The 14,110-nt window shown below is 43.9% G+C and carries 16 protein-coding genes; 13 read left to right on the forward strand and 3 right to left on the reverse strand.

What is annotated here, in order from left to right; genetic code table 11:
* The first annotated feature begins 722 nt into the window (after positions 1 to 722).
* Positions 723 to 1,439, forward strand: a complete 717-nt coding sequence (locus tag MmiAt1_RS00150) for a ribosome assembly factor SBDS (RefSeq protein WP_318784891.1) — start codon at positions 723 to 725, stop codon at positions 1,437 to 1,439.
* A 296-nt stretch (positions 1,440 to 1,735) separates the two neighbouring features.
* Here the strand turns inward: MmiAt1_RS00150 and MmiAt1_RS00155 are convergent, their stop codons facing one another.
* Positions 1,736 to 1,954: a hypothetical protein gene (locus MmiAt1_RS00155; protein WP_318784892.1), complete on the reverse strand. Its 219-nt coding sequence runs from the start codon at positions 1,952 to 1,954 to the stop codon at positions 1,736 to 1,738.
* A gap of 177 nt (positions 1,955 to 2,131) precedes the next feature.
* Here MmiAt1_RS00155 and rrp4 point away from each other — a divergent pair, with 177 nt between their 5' ends.
* The 9 genes from rrp4 (at position 2,132) to MmiAt1_RS00200 (ending at position 9,231) form a co-directional block, all read left to right on the forward strand.
* Positions 2,132 to 3,457, forward strand: a complete 1,326-nt coding sequence (gene rrp4 / locus MmiAt1_RS00160) for an exosome complex RNA-binding protein Rrp4 (protein WP_318784893.1) — start codon at positions 2,132 to 2,134, stop codon at positions 3,455 to 3,457.
* Between the two features lie 76 nt (positions 3,458 to 3,533).
* Complete coding sequence (gene rrp41 / locus MmiAt1_RS00165) at positions 3,534 to 4,889, forward strand: exosome complex exonuclease Rrp41 (protein WP_318784894.1); 1,356 nt, start codon at positions 3,534 to 3,536, stop codon at positions 4,887 to 4,889.
* Positions 4,886 to 5,686: an exosome complex protein Rrp42 gene (rrp42, locus tag MmiAt1_RS00170; protein WP_318784949.1), complete on the forward strand. Its 801-nt coding sequence runs from the start codon at positions 4,886 to 4,888 to the stop codon at positions 5,684 to 5,686. The genes rrp41 and rrp42 overlap by 4 nt, the downstream gene beginning before the upstream one ends.
* Positions 5,687 to 5,808: 122 nt before the next feature.
* The gene (locus MmiAt1_RS00175) at positions 5,809 to 6,141 is read left to right on the forward strand and encodes a 50S ribosomal protein L37ae (protein ID WP_318784895.1); all 333 of its coding nucleotides are present in this window, start codon (positions 5,809 to 5,811) and stop codon (positions 6,139 to 6,141) included.
* Between the two features lie 224 nt (positions 6,142 to 6,365).
* Entirely contained in the window at positions 6,366 to 6,503 is a 138-nt protein-coding gene (locus tag MmiAt1_RS00180; protein WP_133516650.1) for a DNA-directed RNA polymerase subunit P, read from the forward strand.
* Positions 6,504 to 6,505: 2 nt separating this feature from the next.
* Positions 6,506 to 7,099 (forward strand): Brix domain-containing protein, encoded by a 594-nt coding sequence (locus MmiAt1_RS00185; protein WP_318784896.1) that lies wholly within the window; start codon positions 6,506 to 6,508, stop codon positions 7,097 to 7,099.
* Positions 7,100 to 7,108: 9 nt separating this feature from the next.
* Positions 7,109 to 7,354 (forward strand): KEOPS complex subunit Pcc1, encoded by a 246-nt coding sequence (locus MmiAt1_RS00190; protein ID WP_318784897.1) that lies wholly within the window; start codon positions 7,109 to 7,111, stop codon positions 7,352 to 7,354.
* 552 nt (positions 7,355 to 7,906) lie between these two features.
* Positions 7,907 to 8,398, forward strand: coding sequence for a methylated-DNA--[protein]-cysteine S-methyltransferase (locus tag MmiAt1_RS00195; protein WP_318784898.1), 492 nt, complete (start codon positions 7,907 to 7,909; stop codon positions 8,396 to 8,398).
* Between the two features lie 2 nt (positions 8,399 to 8,400).
* The gene (locus MmiAt1_RS00200) at positions 8,401 to 9,231 is read left to right on the forward strand and encodes a DNA alkylation repair protein (RefSeq protein ID WP_318784899.1); all 831 of its coding nucleotides are present in this window, start codon (positions 8,401 to 8,403) and stop codon (positions 9,229 to 9,231) included.
* Positions 9,232 to 9,277: 46 nt separating this feature from the next.
* Here the strand turns inward: MmiAt1_RS00200 and MmiAt1_RS00205 are convergent, their stop codons facing one another.
* A complete protein-coding gene (locus tag MmiAt1_RS00205; RefSeq protein WP_318784900.1) occupies positions 9,278 to 9,508 on the reverse strand; it encodes a hypothetical protein in 231 nt (76 codons plus the stop codon).
* Positions 9,509 to 9,846: 338 nt separating this feature from the next.
* A complete protein-coding gene (locus MmiAt1_RS00210) occupies positions 9,847 to 10,404 on the reverse strand; it encodes a tRNA (cytidine(56)-2'-O)-methyltransferase (RefSeq protein WP_318784901.1) in 558 nt (185 codons plus the stop codon).
* Positions 10,405 to 10,918: 514 nt separating this feature from the next.
* Between MmiAt1_RS00210 and MmiAt1_RS00215 the strand changes: the two genes are divergently transcribed.
* From MmiAt1_RS00215 to MmiAt1_RS00225, 3 genes are all read left to right on the forward strand, one after another.
* A complete protein-coding gene (locus tag MmiAt1_RS00215; RefSeq protein ID WP_318784902.1) occupies positions 10,919 to 11,740 on the forward strand; it encodes a DUF7502 family protein in 822 nt (273 codons plus the stop codon).
* A 191-nt stretch (positions 11,741 to 11,931) separates the two neighbouring features.
* Positions 11,932 to 13,161 (forward strand): AAA family ATPase, encoded by a 1,230-nt coding sequence (locus MmiAt1_RS00220; protein WP_318784903.1) that lies wholly within the window; start codon positions 11,932 to 11,934, stop codon positions 13,159 to 13,161.
* A 68-nt stretch (positions 13,162 to 13,229) separates the two neighbouring features.
* Positions 13,230 to 14,108, forward strand: coding sequence for a DUF58 domain-containing protein (locus tag MmiAt1_RS00225; RefSeq protein WP_318784904.1), 879 nt, complete (start codon positions 13,230 to 13,232; stop codon positions 14,106 to 14,108).
* The last annotated feature ends 2 nt before the right edge of the window (positions 14,109 to 14,110 follow it).

Raw genomic sequence — 14,110 nt, forward strand, 5'->3', positions numbered from 1 at the left:
TTGATTTTTGAAAATCAAACAAATCCGAACTCCCGATAAAACCGGAAAAACAATGCCCTAAATGCAGCTCAAGCAAAAATCGGAGTTCGTTTTTTGAAAATTGAAAAAAAACGATGTTTCTTCTTTTGAAAAATTATCGAAAACCCCAAACAATCACCTCCAACGACGAGTTTCGTGAGCGCAGCAAGCGTTAGGAGGAGTTGGAGATTCGTCCCACGAATTCAACGAAAACACAAATCAAATATTATCATTAATCTTTTTAAAATTCGTATGTTTTTCTTTTAAATTTTCATTTTTTGAAAACCTCTCCAAATTCCGATTTTGTCCGTCGCTTCGCGCCGTCCAAAATTCGGAATTTGGAGTGGGGTTTGCTGTATTTGTTTCAAACCGAAACATCGGTTTTGAAAAATGAATCAAACCCGAACCCTCAATAAACCCCGAAAAAAAATCCGGGAAGAATTTTTAAAAAAATTGAACAAAAAACAGGGTTCGTTTTTGTTTGAAATTTGAAAAAACGATGTTTCATTTGTCTTTCAATTTTTCATCGCTGAAATATTGAAAAACGCTTTGAAATACCGAAACGCTTTAAACGAAGTCAAACCTAAATATTATAAAAATTCAAAATTTATTCAAATCAAATTTAAATCAAATTCAAATTTGCAGTTTATTCAAATTCAATTTATAATTCATTCAAATTCAAAAAAACTTCAGGACTGATTTTTATGGTTTCACTGGACGATGCCGTCACGGCTCATATTAAAAAAGGCAGCAAAGAATTCGAAATTCTCGTTGACCCGGAGCTTGCGCTCGCTTACAAGCGCGGGGACGAAATCAATATTGCCGACATTCTGGCAGTCGAATCTGTTTTTGAAAACGCGAGCCGCGGTGATAAGATCGCGGATTCCGATTTGGTTTCAACGTTTCAGACCGACGATGTTCTTCAAATCGCCGCCGTTATTTTAAAGGACGGCGAAATTCAGCTGACAAAAGAACAGCGCAAACGCTTCCTTGAAGAAAAAAGGAAACAGGTTGTCACGTTTATTTCTCAAAACGCCGTCAATCCGCAGACAATGGCGCCGCACCCGCCGCAGCGCATTGAAATTGCGATGGAAGAGGCGAAAGTCAATATTGATCCGATGAAAAGTGTTGACGAGCTTGTTCAAATCACGATGAAAGCGATTCGCCCGCTCATTCCGATCCGCTTTGAAGAAGTCAGCGTGGCCGTCAGAATTCCCCCGCTTTACGCGCCCAAAGCTTTCGGCGATGTTTCAGCGTTCGGGAAAATGCTCAAAAACGAATGGCAGTCCGACGGTTCGTGGATTGCAGTGATTCGAATCCCTGCCGGTATGCAAACCGATTTCTACGCTCTTTTAAATCATATCACAAAAGGCGAAGCGGAAACAAAATTAATCAAAGACGAATCGCCGTCAAAAGATTAATTTTTCATTTTCATTTTCATTTTTCATTTTTCATTTTTATTTCTTTTACTTCTTTTTTTGTTTTTTTAATTTTTCAGATTTCCAGTGTCCGTTTTTGTCAGTTTTTCGATTTCTGTGAGTGATGTCTGTCCGTTTATTGCGGGATGTATCAATATCAGTTAGTGCCATCAGCTAGTGTCATCAATCAGTTAGTGCCATTAGTTTGCGTTTCTGACAGTAAGTGGAGTGCATTTCCATATGCATATGCTCTTTCTTATCACATCCGAACGCTCTCGCGAACGGGAGCATAGATTACCTTACCGATTCCGCTTGCCGCAGCTGCTGCAAATTCCGTCAATACAGTTGCCGATTGGCAGACTTGCTTCCTCTGCTGCTTCCACTGCTTTCACTGCTTCCGCTGCACCTGCTGCTTCCACTGTACCTGTTGCTTCCGCTGCACCTGCTGTTTCCGCTGCACCTGCTGCTTCTGCCGCTCCCGCCCGCGCGAGCCGCACCAATTTAAATGAATCAATCAAAATCCACCCGTGTTTTTTGAAAATTTTAAATTATTTTAATCTCATTTTTGACTTTTTAATATTCGATTTTATCGGGCGGATTTTTATTTTCGCCGTCTTTTTCTTCTTTTCGTGAAAGACTATAAAAATGATTAAAACGTACGGTATAAAACTCAAACAGGACGAACAGAGGATAGAATGGATCAAAAAAGAATTGTAATACCCGGAGAACTGCTGGCCGACGACCCGGCGCTTTCCGGTACGGGAACATATATTTCCGGCGGAAAAGTTTACGCTTCCGTGTGCGGACTTTTGGCGCAGAAAGGAAAACTTTCCGTGCATCCGCTTTCCGGCCCTTATATGCCGAAAAAAAATGATCTGATTATCGGATATGTGACAGTCGTTACATCATCCAATTGGATTTTTGACATTAATTGCCCGTATGAAGGGCTTTTGCACGTTACGGAATATCCGGTGCGTGTTCCTTCGGAAGAAATGACGCAGCACTTCGGTATCGGCGATACGGTTTTGCTGAAAGTGACGGATGTCAATCCGGAAATGAAAATCGAATTGACCTACAAAGACCCGATTTGCCGGAAACTGACGAAAGGACGCCTTTTTGAAGTGCCTTTCTCGAAAGTTTCGCGCATCATCGGCCGTTCCGGCGCCATGATTTCCATGCTCAAAGCCAAAACCGGCTGCGACATTTTTGTCGGCGGAAACGGCAGAATCTGGATGAACGGCGATTCGACAGACATGGATATCTTGATGCGCGCTTTGGAAAAAATCGAAAAAGACGCGCGTCTCCCGGGACTGACCGACCTGACTGCCGCATTTATTGACGCGCAGTATAAGGCGGCCGGGTTGAAACCCAAAGACGCTTCAAAAATCAAAGAAGCGGATGAGGATTCCGGCGAGAAAGAAGCTGAAGCAAACGGTTCAAAACAGAGGTCAAGAGCCGGATCGAAGACCGATTCGAAAGCAAAGGCAGACTCCGAAGCAGATGCAGAAACAGGTTCAGAAGCAAAAACCGATTCGAAAACAGAATCTAAAACAGAATCTAAAACAGAATCTAAAGCAGAATCTAAAACAGCTTCCAAAACCGTCCCCAAATCAAAATCAACGGCCAAAACCGTTCTTCGAAAGAAGAAAGGCGAAGCTGCAATTGAAGGCGACGGATCCGAAGTCATCGAATCTGCCGAAGCAATGCAGGAAAAACTTCCGAAAAAATCGAGAAGCAGCAAAAAAACCGACTCGGAAGAAAATGAAACCGAATCCCGGTCCGAATTGGTTCCGGCTTCCGGAAAGCTTGTCGCTGTCGGCGATTCCGCCGAAGACGATACGGTCGGTCCTGACTTTATTCAAAGCAAACAGACTGCGCCTGCAGGGTCCGGCAAAACGGTGCCCGCGAGACGGCCGCGCTTAACACAGCCCGAAGCATACAGACAGGAAAACTGTTCCTGCTACAAAAGCGTCTTCTTTACGCATCCGCCCGTTTACGGCGGCGACAAATCCGACCGCTGATGTGAAATTCCAATATAAATCACTCAACATTCTATCAACATTCTAATATCAAATTTATTTTTTTGGAGAAATTCAAATGAGCTCAAACCAAACCGATGTGGTTTTTTTCGATGAAAACGGTCTTCGAACAGACCAAAGAAAACCCGACGAAATCCGCCCGATGAGTATAAAAATCGGGGTCTTGTCACGCGCCAACGGTTCCTGTTACTTGGAATGGGGCGCAAACAAAGTGCTGGCCGCCGTTTACGGGCCCCGCGAAGCGCACCCGCGCCGCATGCAGCTGCCCAACAAAGCCGTGATTCGCTACAGATATAATATGCAGTCTTTCTCCGTGGAAGATCGTGCCCGTCCGGGACCGAACCGCCGCAGCAGTGAAATTTCAAAAGTCAGCCGCGAAGCGTTCGAACCCGTTCTTTTTGCAGAAGATTATCCCAAAGCCGCCATTGACATCTTTGTCGAAGTGCTTCAGGCCGATGCCGGAACACGAACGGCCGCAATCAACGCCGCTTCTTTGGCGCTTGTCGATGCGGGTATCCCGATGCGCGGACTTGTTTCCGCCTGCGCTGCCGGAAAAGTCGGCGGCAAAATTGTTTTGGACCTCAACAAACCCGAAGACAATTACGGCGAAGCCGATTTGCCGATTGCCATGACCGAAGACGGCAGAATCACATTGATTCAGATGGACGGACATTTAACGCCGTCCGAATTCGAAGAAGCGATGGCGCTTGTTCAAAACGGCTGCCGCCAAGTCCTTGAAATTCAGAAGGCGGCGCTCTTAGAGAAATTCGCGTCCGTGATGAACGATGACGAAGACGACATTGCCGAAATCGAGGAAGAAATCGACGAATCCGGTGACGATGAATCCGGCGACGAAAACGGTAATGAAAATGGTGACGAAAACGGTTCGGAAGATGAAAACGACGCCGTCGAGTTCGAAGACGAAGAACTCAGCGAAGATGAAATCAATGCTTTCGTTGCCGAAGTTTCCGAACGCCTCGCCAAAGACGTGTCCGCGTTAATCCGCAATTATGAAACCGAATCCTGCAGCACGGATGCTGATTTGGACGACGGAGATCTTTTTGATGATGATTTGGATATTGTTGTCATTGAAGACGATGAAATGCTGGACGCCGACGATTTGAAAGAAATTGAAGATTTCGTCGCTGACTTTGATGATGATGAAGACGATTTCGACGACGCTGAAACCGAAGTTTTTGTCATTGAAGCGGATGATTTTGACGAAGAATCTGATGATGATTCTGACGATGAAATTGATGAAGACGGAATCGATGACGACGACTCTGAAGATGATTCGGAAGAAAACGAGTCTGATGATGATTCGGAAGATGACGATTCTGAAGGCGAAACGGATTCTGAAAACGATTCCGAGGGCGAAATTGATGAATATGATGATGACGAGGAGGAGGAATAATTATGGTCAGTGAAGTGATTTCCGCTTTGAAAAGGGATTATATTCACAATTTAATTGTCGAAGGCAAACGTTCTGACGGCCGCGGTTTTCAGGAGATGCGCGACATTTCCGTCCAAACGCATGTCATTGACAAAGCCGAAGGTTCCGCTTATGTCAAATACGGCGAAACCAAAGTTTTGGTCGGCATTAAACTTCAGAAGGGAACGCCTTTCCCGGATTCGCCCAACTTGGGCATTATTATGACCGGCATGGAAATGAATCCGCTGGCATCTCCCGACTTTGAAGCCGGCCCGCCGAAAGAAGATTCCATTGAAATGTCCAGAATCGTTGACCGCGGAATCCGCGAATCCCATTCCATTGATTTGGAAAAGCTCTGCATTCGGGAAAAAGAACTCGTTTGGATGGTTTTTGTTGACATCAGTGTGATTAACGATGCCGGAAACATTATCGATGCATCATCTTTGGCGGCAATCGCGGCTTTGATGACGACGACTATTCCGGCCGACGAGGAAAACGGTTTTGAATCCATTCCGATGCCGATGCAGAACATTCCGGTCGGCGTGACCGTTCTCAGTATTGACAACACGCTGATTTTAGATCCGACATTGGATGAAGAAATCGTTTGTGACACAAAACTCACAATCATTACGGAAAACGAAGGCGCGCTTTCCGGTATGCAGAAAAGCGGCGCAGAACCTTTGCTTCCCGAGACAGTCATGGAAATGGTGAATCTCGCCAGGGAGAAGGGAGCCGAATTAAGGGAAAGATATTTATCTCATCTTTCTATAAGAGGTTGAATCTTGTTTTAACACATTTAACCCGCTGATCTGAAATGCGCGGCTCTGTCCGCTTTTCGGGTCAAAGTTTAAATTTTCAAAATGATTGCGCTGTGCAGCGCTTTTAATTTAGGTGAAACATTATGGTTAGAAAAAACTCACGCAAAGGTAAAGTTTCCAGATCTGCAGGCAGATTTGGTGTCAGATACGGCAGAAGAGACAGAAAGCTCGTCGCCGATCTTGAAGGACGTACAAGAGGACCGCACACCTGTGCAAAATGTGACCTCCCGTCTGTCAGAAGAATCGGAACAGGCATCTGGGAATGCAAAAAATGCGGCTTTAAGTTTGCAGGCGGCACATTTATTCCCCAGACAGCAGTCGGCAAGACATTCCAGAACACAATGAAGAATGCGCTTTCTGACAGCTCCATGAAATACCACTACGATTTCCTGGACGAAGAAGAAGACGAAGAATAAGGAAACAGCGGCTGTGAGAAGCCATATCTGTTTCTTCCTTCTTTTTATCGGCAGAGTCTGACTTTGTGTCCGGCTTTGCTGTTTTGACTTATTGACATTAATTTTATATGTTGAATTATTAAATCATTAATTAAATCAATTATTGAATTCATTATTAAATTAATTATTAAATTAATTATTAAATTATAATTCAACTTTTGAACGAATTAAAAAGGTGACTTTATTTGTCTTATTATTGTTCCCATTGCAAAAGAGAAATTGACATCGACTATGAAAATGCAGGTGTCCGCTGTCTCTATTGTGGTCACAGAATTCTTGTTAAAAAACGCCCGGCAACCATTAAAAGAATCAAGGCCGAGTAATAATGATGCTTCTGACATCTTCCCGTAAGCCTTCTTTTAAAACCAAGATTCTTTGTAAAAAGCTGGCTCTTTTTTGTGACGCGGCGTATATGACGCGCGGCAAAATGTCCATGACCGAGGTTTTGGAGCGGGGAAGCGGCTCTGTGTTAGTCGTCGTCGGGGAGTATCATGGCAATCCCGGAAGTTTAACTTTTTATGATCCTTCCGGCCGATTATTTTTATCTCTGCGTTTTTCGGAAACATCTTTTGAATCCGTTCCGCAGGCTGAACTTCGATACGGTGAAAGAATTTTCTACGGATCGCCTTCATCAGTGCTTTTCTCATTTTTGAATATGTTTATGACGGAAGGCAAGGGTTTGGTCGTTCCGCCCGAATCGCTGGCGGATTTGTTTAAACACACCAAAAAGGAAGGTTTGCCGGAAAATGAGGTTCGCGCTGTCCCGTGGGTTATGAAGGGCAGTCCGAAACCCAAGGCCAATGAAGCGTACATCCGCCGTCTTTACATGCAGGACGACCGCCTGGACTTTTATTCCAACGACCGCTTATTTTTAAGATTGTATGTCAAAGGCATCAAATCAGATTTGGCCAACCACTGAGGGTTTTTCATGAAAGCTCAAGCCCGCTTTTCGCTGACATCGGAAACCCAGGAACTGATTTCTGATATTTATCAAAGCCTCCTCCCCGAAACCGACGAATCCATTTCAGACCGTTCCGTTGTTTCGCTTTCCTTGGAAAAAGAGGGGCTTGTCTTGGACATTCAAAGCAGCGATATTATCTCCTTGCGCTCGGCTTTGAACACATGGCTGAGACTGATTCAAACGGCTTACGACGCGGCTTCGGCTTCGTATTAAGCATTGAAGTTTTTTCACGGCGTTATTTTCTTTTTGATTTTTGTTTTATTTATTTTCATTTTTAATTTGTTTCTATTTTCGTTTTTGGTTTGCCTCTGTTTCATTTTCTGTTTGTATTTTGTTTTTGATTTGCTTTTATTTCATTTTCTGTTTGTATTTTGTTTTTGATTTGCTTTTATTTCATTTTTGGTTTGCTTATTTCTTTTTTGATTTGTTTCTGTTTCGTTTCTTGATTTGCTTCTATTTTCTTTTTGATTTGCTTCTGATTCGTTTTCGGTTTGTTTCTATTTCGTTTTATTTTTGTTTGTCTTTATCTTTCATCTTATTTTCGCATTCCTGTGAATGTGTATTATTACTTTCACCGGCCTTGTCTAACACTTATATTTTAAAATCTCCTTTAATCAAACAATGATTTTAAAGTTAAATAAAAACTAAAATGAAGCCATAACAATCCTAAAATGGAAACATAACATGAAAACATAACATGAAACCATAGCAGACATAACAAAAACATAACAGAAACGGGAAATAAAAGCGAAAGAGGCGGGATTTATGATTTATTTTAAGGAAACAGTCATCGGTAAATTTGGAATTGAAGGAAAGGACGGATCAATTACAAAAACCGTTTTTGAAAATGATTTGTCGAAAATCGGAGAAAATTGCCGTGATTTTACGGCAAGTTCCGATGTCCCGCCGGTTGTTGCCGAAGCTTTCAAACAATTGGAGGAATACTTTGACGGCACCCGAAAAGAATTTACGCTTCCGCTGGCGCCGGCGGGAACGCCGTTTATGCAAAAAGTGTGGGCCGCGCTTTGCGAAATTCCTTACGGCGAGACGGCAACGTACAAAGAAATCGCCGAAACGGCCGGAAATCCCAAAGCCTGCCGCGCCGTCGGGATGGCGAACAACAAAAATCCGATTGCCGTTTTTATTCCCTGTCACCGCGTCATCGGCAGCAGCGGAAAACTTGTCGGCTATGCCGGCGGAACGGATGTCAAACATAAGCTGCTGGTTTTGGAAAACAAAAATTTCAAGGAAAAATGATTATGCCAAAACGGTTACGGTTGACAGTTCTGGCCGCCGAGGAAATTCAAGCGGACTTGGAAATAATCGCCAATCCCGAAAAAGCCCGGCACCTGCAAAGGTATTTTAAAACCGGTCCCGGCGAATACGGTGAAGGCGACATTTTCATCGGAATTTCCGTTCCCGAGATGCGGGCGGCTGCCAAAAAATCATATCCTGACGTTTCTCTTTCGGAAACGTCCGTTTTGTTAAAATCCCCGATTCACGAACATCGCCAAACCGCTCTTTTCATTTTGGTTGAAAAGTATAACGCAGCCTGCCGAAAATCACCGGCAAAACACAACGCACTGAAACCGAATATCGAATCAAACACAAATTTAAAAGAATCCATGCGCGAGAAAAAAGAAATCGTCGCCTTTTATTTGGATCACCTCAAATTTATCAATAATTGGGACCTAACGGACAGCTCCGCTTCTTACATTCTCGGGGAATGGTTTTTAGAAACCGAACCCGACACGCTCGGCGCAAAAACAATTCGGAAACTGGCCGAATCCGAAAACCTTTGGGAACAGCGCATTTCGGTAATGATAACACACGCTTTCATCCGAAGCGGCATTTATCAGCCGACTTTAGATCTGTGCGAACACTTCCTTCCCGCAGCACACGATCTGATTCACAAATGCACCGGCTGGATGCTTCGCGAAGCCGGCAAAAAAGACAAATCCATCCTTATTCAATTCCTGGACACACACGCCGAAGAAATGCCGAGAACAATGCTCCGCTATTCGATTGAGAAATTAACGCCCGGCGAAAAAGAAAAATACATGGCTCAAACACGAAAACGAATCAAATGAATGGATTGTTTAATTATTCAAAAAAACAGGGTCGTTTTTGATTTTTTTAAAAAATGGTGCAGCTCGCGTGCGGCGGATGGCAGGCGGCAGCGGCGGGCAGCAGCAAACAGGCCGGCAAGTCTGCAACTGTATTTACAAAATCGACAAAGTAGCAGCGCAAACGGAATCGGCAAGGTAGCAGCGCAAACGGAATCGGCAAGAGCGCAAACGGAATCGGCAAGGTAGCTGTGCCCACGCTCGCGTAGCGAGCGGATGTGCTAAAAATGAGATGATACACATGGAAACGCATCCCCAGTGCAGGCAGTAACAGCAGTACACATAGATGCAGGCAGCAGCGTATTTAAAAAAATCGTTTTTCCATTTTAATTGAAATCATTTGGTCCATCTCCAATCTTCATTTTGCTCGCTTCGCTCACAAAATTCAGATTGGAGGGGCGGTTCATAGGATTAAACGAATATTTTCCAAATCGAAACATCGTTTTATTCAAAAGTTAAAGAAAAACGAACCCCGTTTTTATCTTTTTAATTGACAGGGAGAGGGGGTTCGGGTTTGAAAGGTTATAAAAAAAGATGTTTCGTTTTGTTGTTAATTTTTAAATAATTAAAAAAAAGAAATCAGTCGTTTCTGTTTTTTTCTTTCAGTTCATTGTCATGAATCACGTTTTTTCCTTTCGCCGTCGGAATCACTGTCAGTTCCGCGTTTTCAAAAATCGCTTCCAGCGGGTCTGATTCTGCAATTCTGTCCATCGTAACCGCAAGCGCTGCAACTTCCGAGTGCGGCTGGTTGCCGACGGCAACATTCCAGTCGGAAAGTTCGTAAATTTCGCCGGGGACTTTTTCGGCGCCGACGATAATCATAAGTTTGTCCGTTTTCTTTAATTCGGGAACGGCATCCGGCAGGTTGATGCCGTACATGGATAAATGGCAGACCTTGCCGCCGTTTTCCTGCCATTTTTTGATTTCCTGAAACATACTGACATTATTTTTTACAAAAAAGTCGCCGCCCCAGCGGCCGGTCATCTCCTCAATATTGTCGGTAATCTTTTGGTCGTCCGATGCCAAAAGCATTCCGGAAGCTCCGAGCGCGCGGGCCGTTAAGCCGACGTGCGTCGTAATGCGTTTATCTCTTTCCGGCCGGTGGCCGAGCCTTAAAACAACGATTTCTTTTTTCATTTCTGACCGCTGAAATTTTTATTATTTAAATATTGCAATTTTGCCGCCGTTTTCTTTTCATTTATGATAACATTTGTTTGTTTTCATTTAGAACGTGTTTTTATTTTATGCTTAAATTTTCATTTTTTTGTCAAAATCGGCAGATATCGTCAAAATACACCACATAACATTTAAATGATTGTTGCTTCATTCTCTCAATATATTATATATTATCAAAATCAGAGTTCGTTTACATAAAGTTTTAAATATTTAATTCGGATATATTTGTTAATTGTAGAATATTATCTTATCAATATATCGATTTTGTCCGTATATTGATTTATCCGTATATCGGTTGTTATTCATATATCAATTAATTATCAACATGCCGATTTTATCAATATATCCTTTATAAAAAACGAAACTGTGCAAAACGAATTCAAAAGATGTGATCGTCTTGGATCTTGAAATATTTACGCGTAAAATGAATTCGGTTATACGTCGTTATCGAACGATTTATGACCTCCTGGAATTTTTGGCAATCTCACTGATTATTCTTCTGATTGCCGTCTTTTTCAACTTAGATGAAATCTTTAAACTCATTCCGCTGACGGAACCCTATGTCGGTTTATCGCCGGACATTCCTTTCTTCACCGTGAATTATGAAACGATTTTTCTGTTCTTTATCGTCTGTCTGATTTCACTGCTGATTTTGGAACTGGTTGACAGAAACAGAAAAAGAATCTACAAAGCCGTTAAAAAAACAGCTCCTCAGCGCCGAAACACACAGGATGTTGTCGAAGAAACTTATCCCGAACTCAAAGACCGTTTGAAAACCGCATATGACAACCGCGATTCCGATAATTTCATCGCCGTTGAGCTGACGCGGTCTGTTTCAAGCGATGTGGAAGGCGTTTCTTCAACGGACTTGCTGGACAAAAAAAGACTGGCGTACAGCTTGGGCGCAATCGTTGCCGCCTGCCTCTTCTTAGGCCTGATTTTCTTTACCGGCTTCACCGCACCCGTTTCGCCCGGTGACATTTTAGACAAATTCCCGAACGGATCACTGACACAGCCCCCGATTATCGAAGAAAACACCTCTTCAAACAACTCCTCCAGCATCCCGACAGAAGCCCCGCCGATTGCAAACGCCCCCGGCGTTGACATCGATATCACGCTTCCGCCCGGTGCCGGCATGGGTCCCGGCGATATGCTGGAAGGCTCCGAAAACAATTTCACTCCTTCAAAACCATATCCCCCCGAAAGCCTGAGTTCGCAGCACTTTTACGATAATCTGCCGGCAGGCTATCAGGACATTATAAAAGATTATTTTGAGAAAGTCGCTGAAAACAGCTGACTTCCTTTTATTTATTTCATATATCAGTTTCAAGTTTAAAAACAATCAAATTACAACCCAATCAAACGAATCCAATTATTTAATTCAATTTACAACAATCATTTCAATCAAATTCATTCAATCATTTAATCCGACTTACAACAATCATTTCAATCAAATTAACCCGATGACAAATACCGGAGAAAAATAAAATGGAACCCGAATACACTGAAACAACCGACAGCTATTCAAACGACAGTTTTGATGACGCCTCTGTTCAAACAGAAGAGCCGGAATTTGCAGCCGAATCAGAATCATACGATGCTGCTTCTGCTTCGTCTGCTTCGTCTGCCTCCCAGGCACCCGCGCCCGAGACAACCGCGCCCGAGACGACCATTTACAGAGAACCCGAGCCTTCCGTTGATCCCGCTCTTTTAAAAACCTATGAGAACGCGCACAAAATCTTTTCAACGCTTTTTGAAGAAATCGGAAAAGTAATCGTCGGACAGGAAGAAGTCGTCGAACAAGTCATGATCGCGCTTTTGTGCAACGGCCACGCCCTTCTGGAAAGTAATCCGGGTCTCGGCAAAACATTAACCATCTCCACCATTTCAAAAGTCGTCGACCTTTCCTTTAACCGTATTCAGTGTACGCCTGACTTAATGCCCGCCGACATCACCGGTACCACAATCGTGGAAGAACACGGCGGCAACAAAACTTTCAGATTCGAACAAGGTCCCGTTTTCGCAAACATCGTTTTGGCCGATGAAATCAACCGTGCTTCTCCGAAAACACAATCCGCGCTTTTAGAAGCCATGCAGGAAAAACAGGTGACCGTTGCCGGACACACCTATCCGCTTGACAAACCCTTCTTCGTTTTGGCAACACAAAACCCGATTGAGCAGGAAGGGACATATCCGCTTCCCGAAGCACAGCTCGACCGTTTCCTCTTAAAAATTCTGGTTCCGTATCCCGATTACAACGAAGAGCTTGAAATCGTCAACCGCTACACAGCGCAGACAACACCCGAAACATCACGCGGCATCTCCAAAGAAACCCTGGTGAGCCTTCAGAAATTGACCCGCGACATTCCGATTTCAGAAGAACTGAAACAAAGAACAATCAAACTGATTATGCGCACCCGTGACGGCGGCGCCATCGAATACGGCGCTTCTCCGCGTGCCTCCATTGCCGTCATCCTGGCATCCAAAGCCCGCGCCTTGGTCCACGGCCGCAATTACGTCTCCGAAGAAGACGTTATCGCCATGTCTTACCCCGTTTTAAGACACAGAATTATTCTCAGCTTTGAAGCCGAACGCTCCGGCGTCATGCCCGACGACGCTATCGAAGACTTGCTGATTGAAGCCGGCTTCTTGCAGGCCCGACCTCAGACAAGCGAATCATCCGGACTCCGCGCCAAACTTCCGTTCGGCAAAAAATAATCCGGCCGCAGCTTATGCTGCATGTCAATGTATGGATGAGGTAACAATTTAATCTACGCTGAAGAAACATGGCTGAAACAAAACATAATCTCAATATTGAGTTTCTCAGACAGCTGGACCGCTACAACATGGCGATTCGAAAACGCGTCTCCACCGTTTACGCCGGAAACCGTCCGTCAACACGTATCGGAAAAGGCATTGATACGGTCGGATACCGCGAATACTATCCCGGCGACGAAATGAAAGATATTGACTGGAAAGCCTATTCCAGAACCGAAAAACTTTATGTCAGACAGTTTGAAGAAGAGAAAACACTGACAGCGCACATCCTGGTCGACGCCAGTAAAAGTATGGATTTCCCCGACCAAAACACGACAAAATACGAATACGCTGCAATGATGGCGCTCGGAATCGCTTATACCGTTTCCCGCAAGAACGACAAGTTCGCCATTTCAACTTTTAACGACAATATCGATATCAACGCCCCGAAACGCGGCATGAGGTACCTGCTGGAACTGACGGACCGCCTGGCCGACCGCGAGCTGGAAGGAACGACCGATTTGGATCTTTGCACGCACAAATATGAAAAGCTGATCAAATCCCGTTCTCTCGTCGTAATTATTTCCGACTTCATGGAAGACATCAAACATATCGAAGCCTCCGTTCACCGCCTGTCGGGCAACGATCTCATTCTGATTCAAATCTTAGATCCGTTTGAAAAAAATCTGCCGATTAAAGGCGATTCCAGATTCTTTGACATGGAAACCGGCGACGAGATGAAAACCTATTTGAGCGACTCATTCAGAGACAATTATTTCAAAGAGCTGGACAATCATAACGCGGCAATCGACAAAGTTTGCAAAAAGAACGGCGCGAAATTTTATTCTTTCTCGACAGACGCGCCTGTGTTTGATTCATTCTTGCAGATTATTGACAGAGGTGCATAAAA

It is taken from the genome of Methanimicrococcus hacksteinii, from assembly GCF_032714515.1.
Taxonomy (GTDB): domain Archaea; phylum Halobacteriota; class Methanosarcinia; order Methanosarcinales; family Methanosarcinaceae; genus Methanimicrococcus; species Methanimicrococcus hacksteinii.